Annotated in this window: 25 protein-coding genes and 1 tRNA gene; 20 read left to right on the top strand and 6 right to left on the bottom strand. The window is 68.6% G+C overall.

What is annotated here, in order from left to right:
- The first annotated feature begins 10 nt into the window (after positions 1–10).
- The 3 genes from AB0M46_RS22360 to AB0M46_RS22350 are packed head-to-tail and all read left to right on the top strand — an operon-like array spanning position 11 to position 5,084.
- On the top strand, positions 11–817 hold the full coding sequence (locus AB0M46_RS22360; protein WP_363338827.1) for a carbohydrate ABC transporter permease: 807 nt from the start codon (positions 11–13) through the stop codon (positions 815–817).
- 45 nt (positions 818–862) lie between these two features.
- Positions 863–2,845 carry a TIM-barrel domain-containing protein gene (locus tag AB0M46_RS22355; RefSeq protein WP_363338825.1) on the top strand — a complete coding sequence of 661 codons (1,983 nt, stop codon included), beginning with the start codon at positions 863–865 and terminating at the stop codon, positions 2,843–2,845.
- 13 nt (positions 2,846–2,858) lie between these two features.
- The gene (locus AB0M46_RS22350) at positions 2,859–5,084 is read left to right on the top strand and encodes a hypothetical protein (protein ID WP_363338823.1); all 2,226 of its coding nucleotides are present in this window, start codon (positions 2,859–2,861) and stop codon (positions 5,082–5,084) included.
- Positions 5,085–5,186: 102 nt separating this feature from the next.
- Here AB0M46_RS22350 and AB0M46_RS22345 read toward each other — a convergent pair whose 3' ends face one another.
- Positions 5,187–5,534, bottom strand: coding sequence for a hypothetical protein (locus tag AB0M46_RS22345; RefSeq protein ID WP_363338821.1), 348 nt, complete (start codon positions 5,532–5,534; stop codon positions 5,187–5,189).
- Between the two features lie 88 nt (positions 5,535–5,622).
- On the opposite strand from AB0M46_RS22345, the gene AB0M46_RS22340 reads away from it, so the two are divergent.
- The 3 genes from AB0M46_RS22340 to AB0M46_RS22330 all read left to right on the top strand — a co-directional run bounded on the left by AB0M46_RS22340 (position 5,623) and on the right by AB0M46_RS22330 (position 7,407).
- Positions 5,623–6,438: an SAM-dependent methyltransferase gene (locus tag AB0M46_RS22340; RefSeq protein ID WP_363338819.1), complete on the top strand. Its 816-nt coding sequence runs from the start codon at positions 5,623–5,625 to the stop codon at positions 6,436–6,438.
- Positions 6,439–6,517: 79 nt separating this feature from the next.
- Positions 6,518–7,081 (top strand): TetR/AcrR family transcriptional regulator, encoded by a 564-nt coding sequence (locus AB0M46_RS22335; RefSeq protein ID WP_363338817.1) that lies wholly within the window; start codon positions 6,518–6,520, stop codon positions 7,079–7,081.
- Between the two features lie 17 nt (positions 7,082–7,098).
- Positions 7,099–7,407 carry an antibiotic biosynthesis monooxygenase gene (locus AB0M46_RS22330; protein WP_363338815.1) on the top strand — a complete coding sequence of 103 codons (309 nt, stop codon included), beginning with the start codon at positions 7,099–7,101 and terminating at the stop codon, positions 7,405–7,407.
- Between the two features lie 2 nt (positions 7,408–7,409).
- On the opposite strand, the gene AB0M46_RS22325 is transcribed toward AB0M46_RS22330, so the two are convergent.
- Positions 7,410–7,814 carry a hypothetical protein gene (locus tag AB0M46_RS22325; RefSeq protein ID WP_363338901.1) on the bottom strand — a complete coding sequence of 135 codons (405 nt, stop codon included), beginning with the start codon at positions 7,812–7,814 and terminating at the stop codon, positions 7,410–7,412.
- 95 nt (positions 7,815–7,909) lie between these two features.
- On the opposite strand from AB0M46_RS22325, the gene AB0M46_RS22320 reads away from it, so the two are divergent.
- From AB0M46_RS22320 to AB0M46_RS22290, 7 genes are all read left to right on the top strand, one after another.
- Positions 7,910–8,086 carry a hypothetical protein gene (locus AB0M46_RS22320; RefSeq protein WP_363338813.1) on the top strand — a complete coding sequence of 59 codons (177 nt, stop codon included), beginning with the start codon at positions 7,910–7,912 and terminating at the stop codon, positions 8,084–8,086.
- A gap of 65 nt (positions 8,087–8,151) precedes the next feature.
- Positions 8,152–8,835, top strand: coding sequence for an RNA polymerase sigma factor (locus AB0M46_RS22315; protein WP_363338811.1), 684 nt, complete (start codon positions 8,152–8,154; stop codon positions 8,833–8,835).
- Positions 8,828–10,018, top strand: a complete 1,191-nt coding sequence (locus AB0M46_RS22310; protein WP_363338809.1) for a CU044_5270 family protein — start codon at positions 8,828–8,830, stop codon at positions 10,016–10,018. The genes AB0M46_RS22315 and AB0M46_RS22310 overlap by 8 nt, the downstream gene beginning before the upstream one ends.
- A gap of 386 nt (positions 10,019–10,404) precedes the next feature.
- A complete protein-coding gene (locus AB0M46_RS22305; RefSeq protein ID WP_363338807.1) occupies positions 10,405–10,950 on the top strand; it encodes a dihydrofolate reductase family protein in 546 nt (181 codons plus the stop codon).
- 78 nt (positions 10,951–11,028) lie between these two features.
- Complete coding sequence (locus AB0M46_RS22300; RefSeq protein WP_363338805.1) at positions 11,029–11,370, top strand: DUF1801 domain-containing protein; 342 nt, start codon at positions 11,029–11,031, stop codon at positions 11,368–11,370.
- 50 nt (positions 11,371–11,420) lie between these two features.
- Entirely contained in the window at positions 11,421–11,843 is a 423-nt protein-coding gene (locus AB0M46_RS22295; protein WP_363338804.1) for a YciI family protein, read from the top strand.
- 2 nt (positions 11,844–11,845) lie between these two features.
- Positions 11,846–13,111, top strand: coding sequence for an RNA polymerase sigma factor (locus tag AB0M46_RS22290; protein WP_363338802.1), 1,266 nt, complete (start codon positions 11,846–11,848; stop codon positions 13,109–13,111).
- A 387-nt stretch (positions 13,112–13,498) separates the two neighbouring features.
- Here AB0M46_RS22290 and AB0M46_RS22285 read toward each other — a convergent pair whose 3' ends face one another.
- From AB0M46_RS22285 to AB0M46_RS22270, 4 genes are all read right to left on the bottom strand, one after another.
- A complete protein-coding gene (locus AB0M46_RS22285; protein ID WP_363338800.1) occupies positions 13,499–14,530 on the bottom strand; it encodes a nuclease-related domain-containing protein in 1,032 nt (343 codons plus the stop codon).
- A gap of 389 nt (positions 14,531–14,919) precedes the next feature.
- Positions 14,920–14,992 (bottom strand) — tRNA-Lys (locus AB0M46_RS22280).
- A gap of 79 nt (positions 14,993–15,071) precedes the next feature.
- Complete coding sequence (locus AB0M46_RS22275; protein WP_363338798.1) at positions 15,072–15,221, bottom strand: hypothetical protein; 150 nt, start codon at positions 15,219–15,221, stop codon at positions 15,072–15,074.
- Between the two features lie 52 nt (positions 15,222–15,273).
- The gene (locus AB0M46_RS22270) at positions 15,274–16,302 is read right to left on the bottom strand and encodes a LacI family DNA-binding transcriptional regulator (RefSeq protein WP_363338796.1); all 1,029 of its coding nucleotides are present in this window, start codon (positions 16,300–16,302) and stop codon (positions 15,274–15,276) included.
- 197 nt (positions 16,303–16,499) lie between these two features.
- Between AB0M46_RS22270 and AB0M46_RS22265 the strand changes: the two genes are divergently transcribed.
- From AB0M46_RS22265 to AB0M46_RS22235, 7 genes are all read left to right on the top strand, one after another.
- Complete coding sequence (locus tag AB0M46_RS22265) at positions 16,500–17,840, top strand: ABC transporter substrate-binding protein (RefSeq protein ID WP_363338794.1); 1,341 nt, start codon at positions 16,500–16,502, stop codon at positions 17,838–17,840.
- A 70-nt stretch (positions 17,841–17,910) separates the two neighbouring features.
- Positions 17,911–18,897 carry a sugar ABC transporter permease gene (locus tag AB0M46_RS22260; protein ID WP_363338792.1) on the top strand — a complete coding sequence of 329 codons (987 nt, stop codon included), beginning with the start codon at positions 17,911–17,913 and terminating at the stop codon, positions 18,895–18,897.
- 62 nt (positions 18,898–18,959) lie between these two features.
- Positions 18,960–19,823 (top strand): carbohydrate ABC transporter permease, encoded by an 864-nt coding sequence (locus AB0M46_RS22255; RefSeq protein WP_363338897.1) that lies wholly within the window; start codon positions 18,960–18,962, stop codon positions 19,821–19,823.
- Positions 19,820–21,436, top strand: a complete 1,617-nt coding sequence (locus AB0M46_RS22250) for a glycoside hydrolase family 13 protein (protein ID WP_363338791.1) — start codon at positions 19,820–19,822, stop codon at positions 21,434–21,436. The genes AB0M46_RS22255 and AB0M46_RS22250 overlap by 4 nt, the downstream gene beginning before the upstream one ends.
- A gap of 22 nt (positions 21,437–21,458) precedes the next feature.
- Positions 21,459–21,656, top strand: a complete 198-nt coding sequence (locus tag AB0M46_RS22245; RefSeq protein WP_363338789.1) for a hypothetical protein — start codon at positions 21,459–21,461, stop codon at positions 21,654–21,656.
- Between the two features lie 60 nt (positions 21,657–21,716).
- On the top strand, positions 21,717–22,079 hold the full coding sequence (locus AB0M46_RS22240) for a response regulator (protein WP_363338788.1): 363 nt from the start codon (positions 21,717–21,719) through the stop codon (positions 22,077–22,079).
- 371 nt (positions 22,080–22,450) lie between these two features.
- On the top strand, positions 22,451–23,197 hold the full coding sequence (locus AB0M46_RS22235) for an MFS transporter (RefSeq protein WP_363338786.1): 747 nt from the start codon (positions 22,451–22,453) through the stop codon (positions 23,195–23,197).
- The last annotated feature ends 416 nt before the right edge of the window (positions 23,198–23,613 follow it).

The following is a 23,613-nucleotide window of genomic DNA, read 5'->3' as shown; positions in this document are numbered from 1 at the left end:
AACGTCCTGGGTGCGCACCTGCGTCGGGGTCCTGCTCGTCGCGATCATGCTGTTCCCGCTGTACTGGATGGTCAACGCCTCGCTGCAGACCAATGCCCAGATCGCGTTGCCGTCGCCGAACTGGCTGCCGATCGGCGGCACCCTGGACGGCTACCGCGACGCCATCAGCCTGGGCGGCGAGCACCTGGGGACGTCGCTGGTCGTGGCCGGCGGAACCACGCTGCTCACGCTGCTGATCGCCGCGCCTGGCGCTTACGCGCTCGCCGTGCTGCGGACCCGCGCAGCCCAGAGCATCATGCTGTTCCTGCTGGTGGCTCAGCTGATCCCGGGGATCGTGATGGCCAATGCGCTGTACCGGATCTTCCGGCCGCTGGGGCTGCTGAACTCCGTGCAGGGCCTGATTCTGGCCGACAGCACGCTGGCGGTCCCGTTCGCGGTGCTGATCCTGCGGGCCTTCATGGCCTCGATCCCGCGCGAGCTGATGGAAGCGTCCACAATCGACGGAGCGGGTCGGTTGCGCACCCTCGTCTCCGTCGTCCTCCCGTTGAGCCGCAACGCGTTGATCACCAGTGGTCTGTTCGCGTTCCTGTTCGCGTGGGGCGACTTCCTCTTCGCGTCCACCCTCAACCTCGGCGCGGAGCACGCGACGCCCATCTCGGTCGCGCTCTACAACTTCATCGGCGCCGGGGTCAACACGACGAGCTGGAACTCCGTCATGGCGACCGGCGTGCTGGCCTCGGCACCGGCCGCCGTCCTCCTGGTCGTCGCGCAGCGATACATCGCCGCCGGCGTGACCAGCGGCGCCGTCAAGGACTAGCGACAACCCACGTCGCGGCACCACCCTTTGGAAAGGCAGATACTTGTGACCACCTCCCGTCAGGTTGCCCTGGAATTCCACAACGCCGAGCACGTCTTGCGTGTCGAACCGTGGGGCGGCGACAGCGTGCGGGTCCGTGCGGCCAGGCACACCATCACCGACAACGTGCCGGGAGCGCTCGAACTTGCGCCCGCCGCAACCGAGGCCCACCTCGCCGAGCCCGACCCGGACGGCATCCGCAGGCTGGTCGTCGGCAAGCTGACCGTCGAACTCGACCGTACCGGCGGGCTGCGGTTCGTGCGCAACACCGACGGAGCCGAACTGCTGCGCGAGCAGGCCGCGCATTTCGCGTGGCCGGGCCCGCGACTGTTCGCCGCCAACGGCGACGGCTACTACCGGCTGGAACAGCGTTTCGCCGCCTACCCGGGCGAACGGTTCTTCGGACTCGGCCAGCGCCAGCACGGACGCCTGGACCAGAAGGGCCTCGTACTCGACCTGGTGCAACGCAACGCGGAGGTGTCGATCCCGTTCACCGTGTCCAACCGCGGCTACGGCCTGCTGTGGAACAGCCCGGCCGTCGGCCGGGTGGAGCTGGCCGACAACGGCACCCGGTGGGTCGCCGACTCGGCGCGGCAGATCGACTACTGGATCACCGCCGGCGACAGCCCGCAGGAGGTGCTGTCGCACTACGCCGACGCGACCGGGCACCCGCCGGTCTTCCCCCGGTGGGCGGCCGGGCTGTGGCAGTCGCGGCTGCGGTACCGCAACCAGGCCGAGCTGCTGGAGGTCGCCCAGGAGCACGCGCGCCGAGGCATCCCGGTGTCGGTCATCGTCATCGACTACTACCACTGGACGCACCTGGGTGACTGGCGGTTCGACGCCGACGCGTGGCCCGACCCGTCCGGGATGGTCAAGGCCCTGTCCGACCTCGGCATGCGGGTCATGGTGTCCGTCTGGCCATCGGTGAACCCGCTCAGCGACAACTACGACCACATGCACAACGAAGGCCTGCTGGTCGGCGCCGAGTCCGGCGTACCGTTCCATCACCGGTTCTCCGACATCGGCTTCCACGGCAAGTCGCTCGGCGTCGCGTTCTACGACGCGACCGACGCCCGCGCGCGGGAGTTCGTGTGGGACAAGCTGCGCGCGAACTATGTCACGCACGGCATCGAGATCTTCTGGCTCGACGCGTGCGAGCCCGAGATCTACCCCGAGCAGCACGCCAACCTGGTCTTCGCGGCGGGACCCGGCCGCGAGGTCGCCAACCTGTACCCGCGCGAACACGCCCGCGGCATCTTCGAGCACATGCGCGCCGACGGCCACGACGAGGTCATCTCGCTCACCCGGTCGGCGTGGGCGGGCAGCCAGCGCTACGGCGCCGCGCTGTGGTCCGGCGACATCCCGACGACGTTCGAGTCCCTGGCCGCCCAGATCCGGGCCGGCCTGAACGTGGCCGTCAGCGGCATCCCATGGTGGACCACCGACATCGGCGGCTTCCACGGCGGCGACGCGCAGTCCGAAGAGTTCCGGGAACTGATGATCCGCTGGTTCCAGTACGCGACCTTCTGCCCGCTGCTGCGCATGCACGGCCACCGCAAGCCCCACCACGGCGACGGGGCCGGGCACAGCGGCGGCCCGAACGAACTGTGGAGCTACGGCGACGAGGCGTACACGGTCATGCGCTCCTCACTCGACCTGCGCACCCGGCTGACCCCGTACCTGCTCGAACAGATGGATCACGCGACCGCCACCGGCATCCCGCCGATGCGCCCGCTGTTCCTGGAGTTCCCCACCGACCCGGTCGCGTGGGAGATCGAGGACCAGTTCCTGCTCGGCCCGGATCTCCTCGTCGCCCCCGTGACCGAATTCGGCGCCCGCCACCGGCGGGTCTACCTGCCGGCCGGCGCCGAATGGACCGACACCGACACCGGCCACCGCCATCCGGGCGGGGCCTGGGTCGACATCGCTGCACCGCTCGATCACATCCCGGTGCTCGTCCGCGACGATGCACAGATCTCCCTGCAGTGAAGATGGAGGTGCAATGAACCAACACTCCCGGTCCGGCCGCCGTCTGGCCGCCCGTGCGGCATGGATTGCCCTGGGCGGCGTACTCGCGGCCGGCCTGGTGGCGTCCGTGACGTCACCGGCCCACGCGAACCCGCCGGACACCACCGTCACCGTCAACCTCGCCCAGACGGTCAAGGCCCCGACCCACGCCGGGGCCGGCTTCCTGTACGGCCTCACCCAGGACGGCTCCGGACCGGCCGACAACCTCCTGCAGCCGTTGCAGCCGACCCTGTTCCGCGGCGGCGGCGCCGGTATCAGTGGCAACGGCTGGATCGGCGACAACTACACCGCGGGACCCGGTTACCGCGCCCGCATGACCTCCGCGCTCAGCCAGGCGCGCCGGGTCGGCACAAGCCCCTACAACGCCCGCTACGACCTGCTCCTGTCCGATGTGTACACCCCCGGGTTCGACGCGCCGCCCGGCACCGTCTACCCCTGCGACAACGGCAACTGCACCAACTGGATCGCGTTCATCGACCAGGCCGTCGCCGATGTGCAGGCATCCGGCCTCACCAACGTCGCCTACGACATCTGGAACGAGCCCGACGGCACCAGCTTCTGGCCGCGCGGCGTCAACACCACCCAGTACTTCCAGATGTGGGACACCGCGGTACGCGAGATCCGCCGGCTCGCTCCCTCCGCGGTGATCGTCGGACCGTCGTACAGCGGCTACAACCACACCCTCCTCGACCAGTTCCTCGGCCGGACGAAGACCGACGGCACCCTCCCGACCGTCCTCAACTGGCACTTCGGCACCGACCCGGTGACCGACTCCCAGGACGCGGCCAGCCTGGTCAGCGCCCATGGCATCAGCCCCCTGCCGCAGTCGGTCAACGAATACCTGTTCAACGAGCAGCAGACTGCGGGAACCACCGCGTGGTGGCTGTCGCGCTTCGCCCAGTCCAACGTCGCCACCGCCGCCCACGCGATCTGGAACACCTGCTGCTTCGCCGGCACCCTCGACGACGTGCTCGCCGGCAGCGGCAGCAACGCCGCCCCCACCGGCCAGTGGTGGACGTACCGGGCCTACGCCGGCCTCACCGGCAACCTCGTCAGCACCACCAGCGGCAACCGCGCCATCGCCGCCGCCGCGGCCACCGACCAGACCACGGCCCAGGCCAACATCCTGATCGGCAACAACAGCAACCAGACCGGCACCACGACCATCACCGTCAACGGCTTCAGCTCGGTGCCGTGGCTGACGTCGTCGGGCAAGGTGCACGCGACCCTGCGGCGCATCCCGGACTCGACGCCGCTGTCCCTCCCCGTCACGGTCAGCGACGCCGACGTCACCATCAACGGCGGCAGCATCAGCCTGCCGGCCACCTTCCAGGCGGGCGCCGACGCGTACTGGCTGGTCCTGTCGCCCAACGGCGTGGCGCTGCCCGGCACCGGCAGCGGCCCGGTCATCGTGGATGCCAACGTGACCGGTACGGGTCCGGGACAGTTCCAGTACGACGCGAACTGGGGCGTGACCTCGGGGGTGCCGGACATGTACCTGGGCACGGCGAACTGGAGTCACGTGGCTGGCGCGACGGCGACGTTCCGGTTCTCCGGTACGCAGGTCGCGCTGCGCGCGGTGCGGGATGTCGATCAGGGGATCATGACGGTGTCGGTGGACGGCGGCCCGGCGCAGCGCGTCGACAACTACGCCCCGGCGCGTAACGCGTCAGGCGTGGTGTGGACCAGCGCTGTGCTGGCATCCGGATCGCACACCATCACCATCGTCAACACCGGCACGAAGAACAGTACGAGTTCCGGCATCAACATCGCCCTCGACCGCGCCGACATCACCGCCGCCTCGCAGGTGATCGTCGACAGCAACGAAACCGGCACCGGCAACCTGCAGTTCGACTACGACGCCGCATGGGGCCTGACCCCCAGAATCCCCGACATGTACGCCGGTACCGCCAACCACAGCAACACCGGCGCCGCCACCGCACGATTCAGGTTCACCGGCACCCAGGTCGCGCTGCACGCGGTACGGGACGTCGACCAGGGAATCATGACGGTATCGGTGGACGGCGGCACCGCACAGCGCGTCGACAACTACGCCTCGACGCGTAACGCGTCGGGTGTCGTGTGGACGAGCGCTGCGCTGACGTCCGGCGCCCACACGATCACCATCGTGAACACCGGCACCAAGAACAGCGCGAGCTCAGGCTTCAACATCGCCCTCGACCGCGCCGACATCACCTGATCCGAACTCGGGGCCTGGACCCGGCCGGGTCCAGGCCCCGAACCACCACCACGGCACAACCGTCAGTAGCGCCGAGCTGAGCGAGACCGTGAAGGATGGGCGCTACTTGGGGGTGCGATGGCGGCCTGTCCGCCGCTTGCCATCGGGATCAGCTCTCAATGCCGTGTCCCAAGCGTCACCGGGTCGAGCTCCGCGCGCCCGCAGCAGGGCATAGTGCAGCAGGGCCGTAGGTGGCAAGTGATAGTCCCCGGGATCGAGGATTTCGATCCAACCGTATGGATCGATTCGCGCCACGGTGAAAATGAAGCCGTCGTCGTCAGCGAGGTCGACGTGCGCCATGCACCCACCGCCGTACGGCTGGAGTTCGTATTCGAACACCAAGCCTTCTTCTGCGAAGCGTGCGGCGACGGCCTGGGCCAGCTCGTCAGCACGCCGGACATACACGTCCACCTGCGCGACCCTAATCGCTGTGTCTCTCGTTCCCTTCGAGCCACTACAGTGCGGGTGTCCGCATCGTCGGTCGTCGACAGGAGACGCCGTGACCGAGCAAGAGCCCACGCCGGCAGTGATCGATACGTCGGTGCCGCACCCGGCCAGGCGCTACAACTATTGGCTCGGTGGTAAGGACAATTTCGCCGCCGACCGCGAGTCCGCTGACGCGATCGAGCAGAAGTTTCCCGGTATGCGTGCCGGGGTTCGCGCCAACCGTGACGTGCTCGGCCGGATGACCCGGTATCTGGCCGCCGAGGCCGGCATCCGGCAGTTCCTCGATATCGGCACCGGCCTGCCCACCGAGGACAACACCCACGAGGTGGCCCAGCGCATCGCGCCGGACAGCCGGGTGCTGTACGTCGACAATGACCCGCTGGTCATGGCCCATGCGCGCGCCCTGCTCACCAGCAGCGGCGAAGGAGTCACCAACTACATCGAGGCAGATCTGCGCGACCCGCAGGCCATTCTGTCCGCCCCGCAACTGCGGAACACCCTTGACCTGAACCAGCCGGTGGCGTTGATGCTCATCGCCGTCCTGCATTTCATCTCCGGACCGGGAGAAGCCCGGACCATCGTCAAGCGGCTGTTGGACGAGCTTCCCTCCGGAAGTTACCTCGCCGCGACGCATTTCACCTTGGACTTCTTGCCGGAGCACGAGAGGGCCGCCTACCAGCAGATGCTCGACGCCGGCCTGAGCGACGTCTGGCCGCGTGACCGTGCCGAGTTCACCGCCTTGTTCGACGGCCTGGAACTGGTCGACCCGGGGGTCGCCCTGGTCTCGCAATGGCGACCGGAGGACGCGAGCGACCCTGTGGACCCGAGCCGGATCAGCATCTGGGCCGGCGTCGCCCGCAAGCCCTGACGAAGACCACTGCGAGATTGGGAGACCACCGCGAGCCCTTTTTCTTGACCTGGAGGTACAAAATGACTACCTTCGGGGTATGGGCAGAGCGAAGGCGTTCGACCCCGACGCGGCCGTCGAGCAGGCCATGGACCTGTTCTGGCGCAAGGGTTTCGGGGCCACCACACCACAGGACCTGGTGGCGGAGCTCGGTATCGGCAAGGGCAGCCTGTACAACGCGTTCGACAGCAAGCGGGCGCTGTTCGACCGCGCGCTGGCCCGCTACACCGACATGCGGGCGGCGGCCCTGACCGAGGCGCTCACCGGACCGGGGCCGGCCCGGGAACGCGTCCGCGCGGCGCTGCTGCACCTCGCGAACGCACCGGACCCGGCCCGCGGCTGCCTGGCGGTCAACACCGCGGCCGAGCTCACCGGCGATCCGGTGGCCGCGGCGTTGGTGGACCGAATGTTCGGCCGGGTCGAGGATGCCTTCCGCGTGGCCATCGAGGACGGCCAGCGCTCCGGGGAGTTCGCTGCCGGACGCGACCCGGGCCAGCTGGCGACGCTGCTGCTCAGCTCGTTCATCGGCATGGTGGTCGTCGCGAAGACGGGCGCCACCGAACGCACCCGCCGGGCCGCCGACGCCGTCCTGGCGATCCTATGAGAAGGGACGTACCAAGCATGAGCACGGTCACCAAGGGGCTGCTCGTCCGCATCGAGGCCAAGCCCGGCCGGGACGGCGAGGTCGAGGCGCGCCTGCGGTCGGGCCTGGATGCGGTACTGCGAGAGCCGGACACCACCGCCTGGCTCGCGCTGCGGCTGGGCCCGACGACGTTCGCGGTCGTGGACGTATTCCCGCACGAGGCGGGGCGGCAGTTCCACCTCGATGCGGGGCGGGTGCGCATCGAGGACGAGTCGATGCGTGAGCTGCTGGCGGCACCGCCGACGTTCGAGTTCACCGACGTGGTCGCGGCCAAGCTGCCCGCCTGAACTCAGTGCGGCGCGCTCGTCTCGTGCCGACGGCCCGCAAGCGCGTCGACGAGACACCGGCGGCGTAGTTCGGCGTATCCGCCGGCAAGCGCGAACCCGAACCGGTCAGCGGCGGCCAGCCCGAGTCGCGCCAACCGCTCGTGGAACGGGTCCATCTCAGGCCGCTGCGTTCCGGGCTTCGGCGAGTTCGGGGAAGCGGTCCTCCCAGAGGCGGCGAACCTTGAGCGGTAGCCAGAGCTGGGGCCAGAGTCGGAGCAGCATGGTTCCGTCGTCTCGCGGCTGTACCCGGTCACGCGTTGAAGGTCAACGGCTCGCCAGCCGGCGGCGTGGAAGGCGCGCAGCGCGGCGTCGCGCTTTGCGAGCGCGGCCTTCTTGGTCGCCTCGTACTCTGCGACGACTGCACGCACCTGATCCTCGGAACCGGCTATATCAAGAAGCCTACCGCGCTAGGCGCTGCGCTGGCTCGGGCGTCGATGAGCACTGCGTTCGCCGGCGGGTCACGGTGCGTCCGACCGAGCTTGCGCAGCGTGCCGTCGGCGAGATCTACGGGCCGGTCGTCACCGAGGGCAACGCGTTCCTCGCGCGCTTCGACGACGCGGTCCTCACCGGGATGATCGAGCTGCTGGAGTTCGCCACGCGGCAGCACCGGGAGCACGCCGAGACCCTGACGCAGCCGTGACGTTCGGGAAACTCAGGGCCTGACGGCTGGGCGAACGGGGTTTCGCCGATCGGGCAAGAACAGGTGTGACGCTTATTGACGGTACCTCGGCTTCTGACTCTCCCGCGGAGGCGAGTATCCGGACCGATGCGGAACTGATCACGCGGTCGGCCGAGGTACGAGAGAACTTCGGGGTCCTGTTCGACCGGCATGCCGCGGCACTGCATCGGTACCTGGCTCGACGGGTGGGTGACCCCACCGCAGAGGATCTCGTCGCGCAGGCGTTTCTCGTCGCGTTCGAACGGCGCGACCGGTACGACGCGGCTCGAGCCGAGGCGCGTGCCTGGCTCTTCGGCATCGCAACCAACCTGCTGCGGAGGCACCACCGCGACGAGGCCCGATTGTTGCGAGCCCTGGCGCGCACCGGCACCGATCCGGTGACCGATCCCGGTCCGGCGGAACGGGTCGCCAGCCGGGTCGACGCGAACAGGTCGTCCCGCCGGCTCGCCGCGGTTCTCGCCGACCTGCCGGGTCGCGAGCGCGATGTGCTGCTGCTGTATGCGTGGGCGGACATGGGCCCCGACGAGATCAGCCGGGTACTGGACATTCCGGTCGGGACGGTCCGTTCCCGCCTGCACCGCGCCCGAAAGCGGTTACGCCCACTTCTCGACGTGGTGCAGGGGGAGGACCTTGCGGTGCGGGGCGAGACCGGCGCCGCGCAGCGGGAGAGCGCTCAGAAAACCGCGAAGGAGATGCTCGGGGATGGATGACATCACGATGGTCCGGCAGTTTCGGGAAGCCATGGCTGAGCCGGATCCAGCAACGTTGCGGCGGATACGACAGGACGTACTCACGGCACTGCCGTCCGGTGCCGATACCACCCCAGCAGGCGTCCGGAACCGCTGGTCGAGCGCGTCGTGGAGGCCCGGGGTGTTGGGGAGGATCGGTGTACGCGCTGGTGGCCGTGCCGTACGGTTCGGGTTGGCGGCTGTGCTTGTCGGCGCGGTCGCGACCGGCCTAGTTGTAGTCGAGCCGCTGGTAACGCGGGACGGACAGCCGGTTGTCGGGCATGAAGCCGCGGCCGCGGAACTCAACCAGGCCGCGGAGGCGGCACTGCGGGCGAGCGACCCTGCGCTGCGCGACGGTCAGTTCTTCTACATCCGAAGGGCGGGCGCCGCGCTGGTTGGCTTCAGCGGCGGTCCCTGTGGAGGAGTCTCGTATCTCAGCACCAGCGTTGCCGAAACATGGGTACCACATAACTGGACCGACCAGTGGATGAGCCGTTCCACCTACGATTTGGATCGACAGTACTTCCGGCCGGAAGACAAGGCCAGGATCGAGCAATGTGACGACCAGCGGTCTCCGGGCGCTCCCGAAGTGCGTAAGGCCCCGGCGGGCCTGTTCTATCCGGAGGGCGCGCACAAGATCGACGACGAACCGCGGGACGCCGACGGGGCGATCGTCTACCACCTCAGCCCTGCCGAGATCGAGCGGCGCCTCGCCCACGGCGGCTGGCAGATGCCGACGCCACAGTTCATGGCGGACCTTCCCCGCAACCCGACGCGGCTGCTGGACCGCATCTACCACGACTCGGCCGGGCACGGCCGTAGCCGCGACCAGGAGGCGTTCGTCCTGGTCGGGGACATTCTGCGCTCCGGGATCGTGCCGGCCGACCTGCGGGCCGCGCTGTTCAGCGCGGCAGCCCTGATCCCAGGAGTACGCCTGGCCGCCGACACGGCGAATCTGGACGGTCGCCAGGGCGTGGCGGTCACCAGTACCGAAGGCGGTAACACCCGGGTAGAGCTGATCTTCGACTCCTCGACCGGGGAAGTGATCGGCGAGCGGGAGGTGGTCCTCCGCGACGGGTACCGTCCCGGGTTGTCTCGCGGCACCACAATCAGGTACACCACGGTGAGCCGACAGGTTGTGGGCGCGATGGGCGCGACACCGTAAACGTGACCCGTCCGTCCGACCCCGGGGTCTACGCCACCGCTGGGTAGCGTCGCCGATCCGACGCCAGCGCGCTGACGCGGGTGTGCTGGGAGTAGGCGGGGTGGCGGTGTGCGCCTTCGCAGGGCCCGGGTCTGTCCTCGCTGGGCTGGAGCAGACCCGGGCCCGCGCACCGGGTCGGCGGTGGCGCGGCGGCCCGACATGCAAAGGCCCACGGCAGCGGCTGGATGGGGGCCGTACGCCGTCGGCCGCGTTCTGGGGTGGCTCGTCGAGCTCCTGAAAAAAACTTGTCGGCCGGTTGTCGAAGCCGCCCTGTCCTGTTCGAAGTCAGTACGGAAGCGAGCCCCGCGACCCCGGCCAGCCCGGACAGATACCCGCAGGAGAGTTCCGTGCGCAAGATCATCGCCTCGACCTACGCCACCCTCGACGGCTACATCGACAACCCCCACGAGTGGACGTTCCAGTACTTGGATGAGCGGTCCCAGCAGTACGCGTTCACGATGACGCTCAAGGCGGACTCCCTGCTGCTCGGCCGGGTGACGTACGAGGGGATGGCGCAGGCGTGGCCGAGCATGGGCGGCAACCCCTACGCCGACCACGTCAACTCCATCGCGAAGTACGTGGTCGCCAACGGTGCGGTGGACACCACCGCGTGGGGACCCGCGACGGTCATCGCCGGGGACGATCTCGTCGCCGAGGTCACGCAACTCAAGGAGCGCGACGGCGGGGACATCCTCATCTGGGGGACTGGCCGCCTGACCGACGCGCTCGCCGCGGCGGGGCTGCTCGACGAGTACCGGGTCTGGATCTACCCGGTGATCAAGGGGAACGGCGAGCCCTTGTTCCGGCCGGAGAGCGCCACCGCACTGCAGCTCGTCGACTCCACCACGTTCGACAACGGCGTGGTCGTGGTCACCTACCGCCCGGTCAGCTGATCTGACGAGTCGCACCGGAGCGTGTCGGTGACGCGCGAGCCGGCACGATGACGAGGACCAATACCTGAGGAGATCGACATGAACGACGATGTAACGACCTACATCAACCGGGGACTGCCATGGCAGGTCGAGGTGTGCGAGAAGCTTCGGCAGCTCGTCCATCGGACGGTCCCGGACGTCGAGGAGCGGCTGGAGTACGGCAAGCCGCACTTCGCCAGCGACGGTCAGCACGTGGCAGCGATCCACGTCGCGCGGGGCAAGATCTCATTCTTGATTTTCAATGCCAGCGGCATCGATCCCGTCAAGGGCGTTCTGCGGTCGTTGGGCAACGGCGAGCGGAAGACCGCTGACATCAGCGAAGGGCAGGCGGTCGACGTCGAGCTTCTCGCCGACGTCCTGGCCAGGACCAGCGCCCGCTAACGCTAGCGTTACGCGGAGCAGGCGGAAGCGCGGAGACAGGAGGAGACGACATGCGAGTTCTGGTGATGACGAAGGGCGCCGGCGCGAACGAGGAGAAGGGCACGCCGACGGCGGAGATGTTCGAGCAGATGAGGGTGTACAACGAGCAGCTGGTCAACGCCGGCATCATGCTCGGCGGCGAGGGACTGCAGCCCAGCGCCAAGGGTGCACAGGTGGTCTTCACCGAGACCGGCACGTCGGTCGTCGACGGGCCGTTCGCGGAGTCGAAGGAACTCATCGCCGGCTACTGGATCTGGGAGGTCCGCTCGCTGGAGGAGGCCGTCGAGTGGGCCAAGAGATGTCCGTACGACCCGCGGTACGGCGCGGATCAGGTGCTCGAGATCCGGCCGTTCTATGAAATGGCAGACTTCGATGCCACTCTCGTCGCCGCCAGCGTCGACGATGGGAGCCCAGCGCCCCGGGAAGACGGATGACGATGGACGTGCGGCGTACGATCGAGGCGCTCTGGCGGATGGAGGCGCCCCGGCTGATCGCCACCCTCGCCCGCCAGATTGGGGACGTGGGGGTCGCCGAGGACCTCGCCTCCGAGGCGTTCGTTGCCGCGCTGGAGCAGTGGCCGGCCGAGGGCATCCCGCCCCGGCCGGGCGCCTGGCTGATGGCCACGGCCCGGCACAAGGCGATCGACCGGGCGCGCCGCGAGGAAGCGGGCCGTCGCAAGGCCGCACTGATCGCGGTGGAAGCGCAGCCGTACACGCCCGACGTCGCCGACGACCTGCCCGACCCGATCTCCGACGACGTACTCACGCTGATCTTCATAGCTTGTCATCCGATCCTGCCCCGGGAGGCGCGGGTCGCGCTGACCCTGCGGCTCATCGGCGGTCTCAGCACCGACGAGATCGCCCGGGCGTTCCTCGTTCCCTCGGCGACGCTCGGCCAACGGATCTCGCGGGCCAAACGCACCCTCAGCGAGGCGCAGGTTCCGTTCGAACCACCCGGCGCCGACACGCTGCCGGCCCGGGTCGGTGCCGTACTCGAGGTTGTCTATCTCATCTTCAACGAGGGCTACTCCGCGTCCTCCGGCGACGGCTGGGTTCGCCGAGACCTGGCCCAGGAGGCGATGCGGCTGGGCCGGGTGCTGGCGGGCCTGCTGCCGACGGAGCCGGAGGTGTTCGGGCTACTGGCGCTGATGGAACTGCATGCGTCACGATTCGCCACCCGCGCCGAGCCGGACGGAACACCGGTCCTGCTGGACAGCCAGGAGCGGTCCCGCTGGGACCGCATCCTCATCGCCCACGGGCTGTCGATGCTCGACCGCGCGGCCAAGCTCGGCCGGCCGCTCGGGCCCTACGCCATCCAGGCCGCGATCGCCGCCCATCACTCCCGCGCGAGGACCTTCGCCGAGACCGACTGGGCCGGGGTCGTCGCGTTGTACGACGCACTCGCCCAGGTCGCCCCTTCACCCATCGTCGACCTGAACCGTGCGGTCGCGCTGCTCTACGCGGACGGGCCGGAGGCGGCCCTCGTGGCGATCGACGCGATCCGGGACGACAAGCGCCTGGCCCGCTACCACCTGCTGGGCGCCGTCCGCGCCGACATCCTGATCCGCCTGGGTCGGGTGGCCGAGGCCGCAGAAGAGCTCGAACACGCCGCCGACCTCGCGCCGACGCGCCACGAGCGGCAACTGCTCCGCCGGCGGATGGCCGACGCCCTCGCCGGCAAGGCCGCCGACACCGCACATTGACGCAAACGACTCACGACGAGTGTCGGTCGTAGCCACACCCGCGGCGAACTCGATGCGGACGTCGCGCAGCACCAAGTACACCCGCCCGGCTGGTTGGGCATTGCGGGCAGCGGCACCGGGCGCTACTCGGCCAGTCACCTGACCAAACGGGTCGATAACGGGCAACCCACGACCGTGATGGTGTTCGCATTCTGCATCGTCCGGCCCACCGGGTTCGAGCGATCTGCGGCACACCTGCGCGACGCTGCTGCTACTTGTCGGCGTCTCGCCCCGCGTGGTGATGGAAAGTTGGGCACCCGCAGATCGCTGCGGCCATGATCACCTACGGTCACGCCCTGCCTGCGATGCAATAGGGGAGGCGGCTGGCTGTATGGACGATGCCGCGGCTCAGGACTTGGGTTGGGTTGCATTCTGTGTTTGTGGGCGCCACGTCGTTGATCGTCGGGCTGCCTGGAACACCGCCTCGATTGTGGTCTCGTCGAGCGCGTCCGGCCGGGCTTGCAGCCACTTGCCGAGCCGCATGCGGTTGACGACGTGGACGTCGTCGGGTGCCTGCTTGATGACGAGGTCGTCGGCGCCCACGATGACGAGCACTCCGGTGACGACTACAGGCTGTCCTGTTGCTGCAGCCAGGAGCTTGCTTGCCCGTTCGGCTTCATGTCGGCTGTTACGAATGTAGGGCTGGCGTTGTCCGTTGACCATGACCGTGTTCCCACCAACCCACACCTTCGCATCGGGATGGTGTTTGGCGTTCAGCGAGTAGACGCCGCCCGGCCCGATCACAAGGTGGTCGATGTCGCTGCCGCGATCCCCGACCGGAATCGCGTGGATCACCCGCCAGCGGGGATCACGCTCGATCGGGATGGCGAGCTGTCGGGCGACCTTCTCCTCACCATCGGCGCCGATGCGCCAGGCCCGCTCGTCGGTATGCACGCGGAGGACACGTGCGAGGAACGTCTTTACCGGCGCCGCTTGCCGCAGTGCGACAGCCTGCTCGCGAGCCTCGGCGCCGGCACGGCGTAGCGCAAGGTCCTCCCAATCTTCGACGGCCGCCGCGGGGTCGTGGCAGCTCGGCGGCGACGTCTGCGGCGCTGTGGACTCGGTGCTCGTTGACGCCGTCTCGACATCCATGGCGGTGGGTTCGTGCGGCTTAATGGCGGTGAGAGGATCTCCCAACGCCGGCTCGGCGGCGGGAGGCACAGCCTCACGTTGAGTTACGACGATCTTTTCGGCAGTGGGCGAGGCGTTTTCCCGCCAGTGCACGATTGCCGCCATCACGGCGTTGCGGTCAGCGGTTGCCTCCACGCTTGTTTCGTCTGTCAGGAGGTCGTGCCAGCCCACCCGCACGCCGCCGAGCGTAGAGACGTACAACCGGTCCTTGCCGTATTTGCGCCACCGCGAAACCGTCAGCTCTTCCACCCGAGAATGATCCCGCTGGAATCCCGAACAAACGAAGATCCACCGCACACAATTGACCAAATCGACTGCCAGGCATGCCCGAGCGGACGGTGCCTTCCGAGTCCCGTGATGCTCACTACATCCGCTTGCGACCCCGACCCCGACCCCGACCCCGACCCCGATGGGGCTGGCACCCGGGCGAGACCGAAACGCTAGCCCGGGGTGCGCCGGACTCGCCAACTGGCGGAATGGAAGGCGCGCAGGGCGGCGGTCTTTGGCGATCGAGCGCTGCGCCTGAGGCGCTTGGACTCAGAAAACGTCCACTCGCAAAAGAACCCCCTCGCGGTGTTGAGGGGGTTCGGGTGGAGCGAAGCTCCCCCGGCGTGCAGCGAAGCAAACAGGAGGAACAGTACGCCGCGTAGGACTTGAACCTACAACCCGCAGATTAAGAGTCTGCTGCTCTGCCAGTTGAGCTAGCGGCGCCCGGCTGAACGGAGGTAACCCTAGCACGGCCTCGGGGGGCCGCAAAAACGAGATACCCCCGTCCAGAACGTGGTCCGCACTACTCCTCGTCGTCCTCCCAGAAGAAGTCGGTCTTGGAGGCCTGGTCCGGGTCCTCCTCGAGGAGGTCCGAGTCCGGTCCGGCGAGCTCGTCCATCTCGTCGTCGGGCTGGTCCCAGGTCATGGGCGACTGTGGCATCTCGGCTGTCATGGCATACCCCCGTGGGTCACCGGATCGTGGTTCGAAACTGGCGACCGGCGACCTACCCGGGCTCGGTGGTCCTAACCGCGACCGGCCAGGTGGAGGCGCGCAGCACCAGGGTGGTGGGCATGAGGAGTTCCTCCGGGGTCCAGGTGCCGGCGGTCATGGCGCGGCGCAGCATGCCGGCGGCCAGGACGCCCTGTTCGAACACGCGCTGGCGGACGGTCGTCAGGTCCAGCAAGGCGCTCAGCTCGTGGTCGTCGAAGCCGATGACCGATACGTGACGTCCGGTGCGGCGCAGCGCGCTGAGGGCGCCGAAGGCGAGTTCATCCGATTCGGCGAAGACGGCGGTGGGCGGGTCGGCGAGGGTGAGCAGGCGGCGCATGGCCTGCTCGCCGCCGTCCAGGCCGTGCGGTACCGACATGACCAGTTCCTCGGCGATCGGGATGCCGGCGTCGGCGAGGGTGTCGGCGTACGCGCGCCGCCGGGCGTGGGCGACCGGCAGGAACATGCTCTGGTCATTGAACGTCGAGATCATGCCGATGCGGCGGTGGCCCAGGGCCAGGAGGTGCTGCACGGCGGCCGAGGCGGCGGCCACGTCGTCGATGCGGACGCAGCCGGCGCCGGGCACCTTGTGGCCCACCGCGACGATCGGCACGCCGAGTGACAGCAGGTCCGTTATCTCCGAGTCGGTGAACTGCATGGCGACCGTGAGCACCGCGTCGACGCGCCGGCGCAGCGGCAGGGCGCCGAAGAAGCGCTGGCGGGCCGGGATGTCGCCGATGTTGTACAGCAGCAGGTCGAGCGAGTGCTCGCGCAGCACGGACTCGGCGCCGGCCACGATCTGGCCGAAGAACCAGCGGGAGGCGTACGGCACGATGACGCCAACGGTGTGGGTCCGCCCACTGGCCAGGCGCGACGCGATCGGTGAGACGACATACGACAGCGACGCCGCGGCCTGCAGCACGCGGTCGCGCGTCTCTTCGGAGACGTTGGGCAGCCCGCGGAGGGTTCGGGACACGGTCGCGGTCGACACACCCGCGAGCCGGGCAACGTCCTCCATGCTGACGGGCGGTGGAACGTCAGCCACACGCGGAAGGCTAGGCAACGCGGCGGGCAACGGCAACATGTCCGTCGTGTTGCTAACTCGTTATCGATCAAAGCGCCCGAAGGGCTCGACAAACCAACCTTGCAAACGCTTACATCCAGGAACACAGGCACACCCCACACGCCGGGTACGCGGGTTGAGGTTCGCCGCGGACCGGGTATAGCCAAAGGAGGCTAACCATGGCCGTCCTCTCGAGGCGGCGTCGAGCGTTCACGCTCGCCGGTGTAGCCGCGCTGGCCCTCGCCGCATCCGCCTGCGGCAGTGGCGACAGTGGCTCCGGCTCCAACAACGCCGACAAGCCCGAGTGCGCGCCGTTCGCGCAGTACAAGGTCGACAAGACCAAGCACGTCTCCATCTACGCCACGATCCGTGATGCCGAGGCCGAAAAGCTCGAAAAGTCGTGGAAGCAGTTCTCGGACTGCACCAATATCAAGATCGACTACGAGGGCTCCGGCGAGTTCGAGACCCAGATCAAGGTCCGCTCCGACGGTGGCCAGCCGCCGGACATCGCGATCTTCCCGCAGCCGGGCCTGCTCTCCTCGTTCGCCAAGACGAAGAAGCTCAAGGAGCTGCCGGCTCCGGTCAAGGCCAACCTCGACAAGAACTGGTCGAAGGACTGGGCGAAGTACACCACGGTGGACGGCAAGATCTACGGCGTGCCGCTGGGCGCGAACGTGAAGTCCCTAGTGTGGTACTCCCCGGGCCTGTTCAAGGAGAAGAACTGGAAGGTCCCGACCACCTGGGACGAGATGATCAAGCTCTCCGACGACATCGCGGCGAGCGGCATCCAGGCCTGGTGCGCGGGCATCGAGTCCGGTGACGCCACCGGCTGGCCGGCCACCGACTGGATCGAGGACATCGTCCTTCGCGACCAGGGTCCGGACGTGTACGACCAGTGGGTCAACCACACGATCCCGTTCAACGACCCGAAGATCTTCTCGGCCGCTGAGCGCGCCGCGTCGATCCTCAAGAACCCGAAGTACGTCGGCAATCCCAAGACCATCGTGACCACCTCCTTCCAGGAGGCCGGCCTGCCGGTCAAGGAGAAGAAGTGCGGCCTGCACCGCCAGGCCAACTTCTACTCCAACCAGTGGCCGAAGGGCACGAACGTCGGCCCCGACGGTGACGTCTTCGCGTTCTACTTCCCGCCGGTGGACCCGTCCAAGGGCAAGCCGGTCCTCGTGGGTGGCGAGTTCGTCTCGGCGTTCTCGGACCGCGACGAGGTCGTGAAGGTGCAGACCTATCTCTCCTCCGGCGAGTGGGCCAACAGCAAGGCCAAGCTCGGCGACTGGATCTCGGCCAACAAGAGCCTCGACGTGAGCCTGGTCCAGGGCACGATCGACAAGCTCTCGGTGCAGATCCTGCAGGACTCGGCCACCGTGGCCCGGTTCGACGGCTCGGACCTGATGCCCGCCCAGGTCGGCTCGAAGTCCTTCTGGACCGGCATGACCGACTGGATCAACGGCACCAAGGACACCAAGCAGACGCTGGACTACATCGAAAGCACCTGGCCCAAGTAATGAGCTGAGGTCTGGGTCCGGCGCCAACAGCACCACGGCGCCGGACCCGCCTGGTCGGAGGACACCCCCTATGGATTACGACTTCTCCGAAGACGTCGCCAAGATCTGGCCGGCGCTCATGTACATCGGCGGCTTCCTCGTGGTCGTCGGCGCGCTGCTGTTCGTGCTCGACTTCCTGCCCCGGTGGGGCAAGCACAAGGAGCGCCTCCAGGCCATGGGCTTCCTCGGCCCGGCGCTCGTCCTGCTCGGCCTCGGGCTGGTCTATCCGCTCGTGCGCACGGTGTACCTGTCGTTCTTCGACGCCGACAGCAAGGCGTTCGTCGGCGTCGAGAACTACAGCTGGATCTTCACCAACGACGACACGCTGCTGATGCTGCGCAACACCCTGTTCTGGGTGGTCTGCGTGCCGCTGCTGTCGACGGGCTTCGGCCTGCTCTACGCGGTCCTGGTGGACCGGGCCCGCGGCGAGGTCGTGTCGAAGTCCCTGATCTTCATGCCGATGGCCATCTCCCTCGTCGGCGCGTCGATCATCTGGAAGTTCATCTACGCCTACCGCGACCCGAAGGTCGAGCAGATCGGCCTGCTCAACCAGATCCTGGTCTGGATGGGCTTCGAGCCGCAGCAGTTCCTGAGTACCTCGCCGTGGAACACGTTCTTCATGATCGTGATGATGATCTGGATCCAGGCCGGGTTCGCGATGGTCATCCTCTCGGCCGCCATCAAGGCGATCCCCGCCGAGATCGTCGAGGCCGCCAAGCTCGACGGGGCCAACCCGTGGCAGATGTTCTGGCGCGTGACCATGCCGAGCATCCGCCCCGCGGTCGTGGTCGTGACCGTCACCGTCACCATCGCCACGCTGAAGGTCTTCGACATCGTCCGGACCTCCACCGGTGGCCAGTTCAAGAGCAGCGTGCTCGCGTTCGAGATGTACACGCAGGCCTTCCGCTCCTACGACGACGGCAAGGGCTCCGCGCTCGCCGTCCTGCTCTTCGTCCTGGTCATCCCGGTCGTCGTGTACCAGGCCCGGCAACTGCGGCACCGAACGGAGAGCCGATGAGCAGCACCGTCAGCACCGACGCGCCCGAGGTCAGCCCGCTGCACCGCTCGGACGACGACACCATGGCGTCCCGCGTCCGGCGCCGGCTGGCGTCGCGGGCGGCCAGTGTGATCTCGATCGTCATCGCGCTCATCTGGACGATCCCGACCTTCGGCCTGTTCGTCTCGTCGCTGCGGCCGGAGGAGGACATCAAGACCACCGGCTGGTGGACGTTCTTCTCGCACCCGAGGCTGACCCTCGACAACTACAACGAGGTCATCTTCGGCACCAGCGGCTCGTCCGGCCGCCTGGCTAGCTACTTCATCAACTCGCTGGTCATCACCGTGCCGGCCGTGCTGTTCTCGGTCACGCTGGCGACGATGGCGGCGTACGCGCTGTCGCAACTGAACTTCCGCGGCCGCGACTGGATCTTCATCGGGGTGTTCGCGCTGCAGATCGTGCCGCTGCAGATGGCCCTCATCCCGCTGCTGAAGCTGCTCAACAATTTCACCGACCTGGGTGGCGGATTCTTCGCGGTCTGGTTCGCGCACACATGCTTCGGCCTGCCGCTGGGTATCTTCCTGCTGCACAACTTCATGGTGGAACTGCCCAAGGACATTTTCGAGGCGGCCCGAGTCGACGGTGCGGGCCCGGCCACGACGTTCTGGCGGATCGTGCTGCCGCTCATCACGCCGGCGCTGGCGTCGCTGACCATCTTCCAGTTCCTGTGGATCTGGAACGACCTTCTCGTGGCCCTGGTGTTCACCTCGGGACAGGGCAACCGCCCGCTGACGGTGCGGCTCGCCGAGCTCGCCGGCACCCGGGGTAACGACTGGCAGCGGCTGACCTCCGGCGCATTCGTGTCGATGGTCATCCCGCTGGTCGTGTTCCTGTCCCTGCAACGCTATTTCGTACGCGGCCTGCTGGCCGGTGGAGTCAAGGGGTGAGTCAGCTGCTCTGGTGGCGCGATGCCGTGATCTATCAGGTCTACCCGCGCTCGTTCGCCGACGCGGACGGCGACGGGATGGGTGACCTGCGCGGCATCGCGTCGCGCCTCGACCACCTGGTCGAGCTGGGTGTCGACGCCCTGTGGATGTCGCCCTTCTACCGTTCGCCGCAGCACGACGCCGGGTACGACGTCGCGGACTACCGCGACGTCGATCCCCTGTTCGGCACCCTGGCCGACTTCGACGCCCTCATGGCCGCGGCCAAGGAGCGCGGCCTGCGCGTGGTCGTCGACCTGGTGCCCAACCACACCTCCAGCGAGCACGAGTGGTTCAAGGAGGCGCTCGCGGACGGCCCCGGCAGCCCGGCCCGCGACCGGTACCACTTCAGCAAGGGCCTCGGCTCCGACGGCGAGCTGCCGCCCAACGGCTGGCAGAGCGTCTTCGGCGGCCCGGCCTGGACCCGCGTGCCCGACGGCGAGTGGTACCTGCACCTGTTCGACACCAGCCAGCCCGACCTCAACTGGGACCTGCCCGAGGTGCGGGCCATGTTCGAGGACGTGCTGCGCTTCTGGCTCGACCGCGGCGTCGACGGCTTCCGCGTCGACGTGGCCCACGGCCTGATCAAGGAGAGCGGCCTGCCGGACTGGACCGCGGCCCAGGTGCCGATCACCAGCCCCGGCGCCGAGCACCGCACCCCGCCGATGTGGGACCAGGACGGGGTGCACGACGTGTACCGCTCGTGGCGGCGCGTCCTCGACAGCTACCCCGGCGACCGCATGATGGTCGGCGAGGCGTGGGTCGCGCCAGCGGAGCGGCTCGCGCGGTACGTGCGGCCGGACGAGATGCACCAGGCGTTCAACTTCAACTACCTCATGGCCCCGTGGACCGCCGCGAAGCAGCGCGAGGCGATCGAGTCCAGCCTGGCCGGGGTGGCCCCGGTCGGCGCGATCTGCACCTGGGTGCTGTCCAACCACGACGTGGTCCGGCACGCGAGCCGGCTCGGCTACGAGGCCGGTTACTCCACCCAGGGCGGCATCGGCGAGCACGACCCGCAGCCGGACGAGGCCCTCGGCCTGCGCCGGGCCCGGGCGGCCACGCTGCTCATGCTCTCGCTGCCCGGCTCGGCGTACCTGTATCAGGGCGAGGAGCTCGGCCTGCCGGAGCACAGCGCGCTGCCGGACGCCGTGCGGCAGGACCCGACGTGGTTCCGCTCCCACCACGAGGTGCGCGGCCGCGACGGCTCCCGGGTGCCGATCCCGTGGGAGGCGGACGCCCCGGCGTACGGCTTCGGCCCGGACGGCAGGTCCTGGCTGCCCCAGCCGTCGGACTGGGCCCGCTTCGCCGCCGACCGCGAGCGCGGGGTGCCGGGCTCGACCCTGTCGATGTACATCGAGGCGCTGCGCCTGCGGCGGACGCATGGGCTGGGTCGCGGTACCGTCGCCTGGAACGACGCCGCCGACCGGCTCGACTTCCGCAACGGCCGGGTCCGGGTGATCGTCAACTTCGGCAAGGTCCCCGCCCCGCTCCCGCCGGGGGAGGTCCTGCTGGCCAGCGGCGACCTGGCCGCGGACGGCAGCCTGCCGCCGGACACCACGGCCTGGCTGCGGGCGTGACAGCCCCGGTTACCGTCGAGAGATGAGCGCACTCATCGCGTTGGTCTACAGCTATCTCAGTCCGGCGACCCTGGACGCCCTGGACGCCGGGCTCGAGCTCGACCGCCGGCGCCGCAGCTACGGCGGCGGGCTGATCGGCTGCTGCTGCGCCGTGGTGGTGATCATCGCCCTCGCGGTCGTCCTGATCGTGATGCGCAGGCGGCGCCGCCCGCGGGCTTGATTTCGCCGCGCTCCTACCGATGGGGGGATTGCACCCCCTCGGGAAGGGAAATATGCGGCCATGGCGCGAGTCCTGCTCATCGACGACGACGCGGAGATCCGCGAGACCACCGCCATCAGGCTGCAGATCGGCGGCCATCACGTGATATCCGCCGCCACCCCGCAGGAGGCCCTGTCGGTGGCGGCGGACCATCCACGCTTCGACGTGGCCGTGCTGGACCTGCATCTGCCCCGCGCGGACGGTGACGAGCTGATCGACCTGCTGCGGCACAACAGCGCGACGGCCGATCTCCCGGTGGTGTTCTACAGCGCGAACGCCCCGCACGCCACGTCCGTGCACGGCCTTTCCCTGGCCGATCCGCGCCTGACGAAAGGCCGGTCACTCAACAGCCTTCTCGCCACCATCAACTGCCTCTCGCATTAGTTATTTATGGACTCAGGTCCGCGTCACCAGAGGCCGTTGCTCCCGTCAGACACCGGTCGGCCCTGGGGGCCTCCCTGCCGGGTCCGCGGTGCCAAGGACAGTTCGGCGGCCAGACGGTTGAGAATGGCGCTCAGCCCTAGGTCGAACCGCGCGGTGAACTGCCCGGCGACGAGTTCGCCGGCGACGGCGGCGAGGTCGGGGTACCGCTCCTCGGGAAGCGCCGCCAGGAACGACTCGACCTTGTCGAGCCGCTGCCGGGGCCCCTTGCCGAACGCCGTCTCCTGGCTCGCGAAGCCGATGACGTAGTGATGAAGACGGTGTACCCGTAGCCGGCCAGCCGGTCGCCGAAGCCGTGATCGCGCAGGGCGCCGATGACATGGTCAGTCAGGCGCAGCAGCGCCACCAGGGGCTGGACCGACCCGCTGGTCCTCGGTGGCCTGCTCTCGGGCGTCCTGCTGCTGGGCGTCTTCCTGTTCGTGGAGAGCCGGCTCGACGCCCCCATGCTCGACCTGCGGATGTTCGCCGACCGAAGGTTCGTCGGCACCCAGCTCGGCTCCTTCGCGGTGCAGGCCGGCATCTTCGGCCTGCTCGTCTACTTCTCGGTGTACCTCCAGGACCACCTCGGCAAGAGCGTCATCGCGGCCGGCCTGTCGTTCCTGCCGATCGTGGTGCCGATTATGCTCGCCGGCGCGGCGGTCGGCCCCTTCCTCGACCGCCTCCCGCCCCGCCTGACCGTGGGCGCCGCGCTCGTCCTGATCGGCGCCGGCCTGCTGCTGATGCTCGGCGTCACCGCCCACACCGGCTGGTCCCACCTCGTCCCCGGCCTGATCCTCGCCGGCGCGGGCTGCGGCATCGGCCTGCCCGCCCTTGGCTCCTTGGCGGTCGACGTCTCGCCGTCCCGGGTCGGCATCGCCTCAGGCGTGAACAACACCGCCCTGCAGCTCGGCCTGGCGGTGGGCATCGCGGCGTACGGCGCGGTCCTCGGCGCCTTCCCCTCGACGGAGGAGGGCTTCGCCGACGGCCTCAACCACCTGATCGCCATTGGCGCCGTGACGGCCCTCGCCGGCGCTGCCGCGACGACGGCCCTCCTGGGCGCCCGCCGCCACCGTGGCGAGTGAGAGCGCCGGCGCGCCACGGACTTATCAGATTTACACCCTGTCAGACCTTAAGTCCGATATGCCCCGATCGGCCGGTGTTGGGCGTCCGGCATATCGGACTTAGCCGAAACAGCAGCGCGCGCCGCCCGGCAGGCGAAAAATCGGTTATGTCCGGATGTGCCAGCATCCGGACATAACCGCAAAGCCCGAGCCTGGCAGGTGTACGGATCGTCACAGTGGGCGCACGCGGCGCATTCGTCGCGGTGGTTCGGCGAGCCGGTGGATCACCCCGAGCGGAGTAGCGGAAAGTAGAGTTTTCCCAGCTCAGGCGGGGGTAGGCTTCGCACCGGGCGCGACGCCGCGGCAGAGCGGCGACAGGTTTGGAGCGCTTCGGGCGCACCGGACCACCGCGCCGACCGAAGGGGGTGTCCGCTTGA

Origin of the sequence: Dactylosporangium sp. NPDC051485 (genome assembly GCF_040682015.1) — a bacterium.
GTDB lineage: Bacteria > Actinomycetota > Actinomycetes > Mycobacteriales > Micromonosporaceae > Dactylosporangium.
The sequence above is the reverse complement of the archived record's forward strand: the minus strand, read 5'-3'. Positions and strand labels throughout refer to the sequence as shown.

Coding starts and splice junctions, on each gene's coding strand:
- AB0M46_RS22350 (WP_363338823.1), top strand. CDS start 2,859: ATGAACCAACACTCCCGGTCCGGCCGCCGTCTGGCCGCCCGTGCGGCA.
- AB0M46_RS22335 (WP_363338817.1), top strand. CDS start 6,518: ATGGGCAGAGCGAAGGCGTTCGACCCCGACGCGGCCGTCGAGCAGGCC.
- AB0M46_RS22330 (WP_363338815.1), top strand. CDS start 7,099: ATGAGCACGGTCACCAAGGGGCTGCTCGTCCGCATCGAGGCCAAGCCC.
- AB0M46_RS22310 (WP_363338809.1), top strand. CDS start 8,828: ATGGATGACATCACGATGGTCCGGCAGTTTCGGGAAGCCATGGCTGAG.
- AB0M46_RS22300 (WP_363338805.1), top strand. CDS start 11,029: ATGAACGACGATGTAACGACCTACATCAACCGGGGACTGCCATGGCAG.
- AB0M46_RS22295 (WP_363338804.1), top strand. CDS start 11,421: ATGCGAGTTCTGGTGATGACGAAGGGCGCCGGCGCGAACGAGGAGAAG.
- AB0M46_RS22290 (WP_363338802.1), top strand. CDS start 11,846: ATGGACGTGCGGCGTACGATCGAGGCGCTCTGGCGGATGGAGGCGCCC.
- AB0M46_RS22275 (WP_363338798.1), bottom strand. CDS start 15,221: ATGACAGCCGAGATGCCACAGTCGCCCATGACCTGGGACCAGCCCGAC.
- AB0M46_RS22265 (WP_363338794.1), top strand. CDS start 16,500: ATGGCCGTCCTCTCGAGGCGGCGTCGAGCGTTCACGCTCGCCGGTGTA.
- AB0M46_RS22260 (WP_363338792.1), top strand. CDS start 17,911: ATGGATTACGACTTCTCCGAAGACGTCGCCAAGATCTGGCCGGCGCTC.
- AB0M46_RS22255 (WP_363338897.1), top strand. CDS start 18,960: ATGGCGTCCCGCGTCCGGCGCCGGCTGGCGTCGCGGGCGGCCAGTGTG.
- AB0M46_RS22245 (WP_363338789.1), top strand. CDS start 21,459: ATGAGCGCACTCATCGCGTTGGTCTACAGCTATCTCAGTCCGGCGACC.
- AB0M46_RS22240 (WP_363338788.1), top strand. CDS start 21,717: ATGGCGCGAGTCCTGCTCATCGACGACGACGCGGAGATCCGCGAGACC.
- AB0M46_RS22235 (WP_363338786.1), top strand. CDS start 22,451: ATGACATGGTCAGTCAGGCGCAGCAGCGCCACCAGGGGCTGGACCGAC.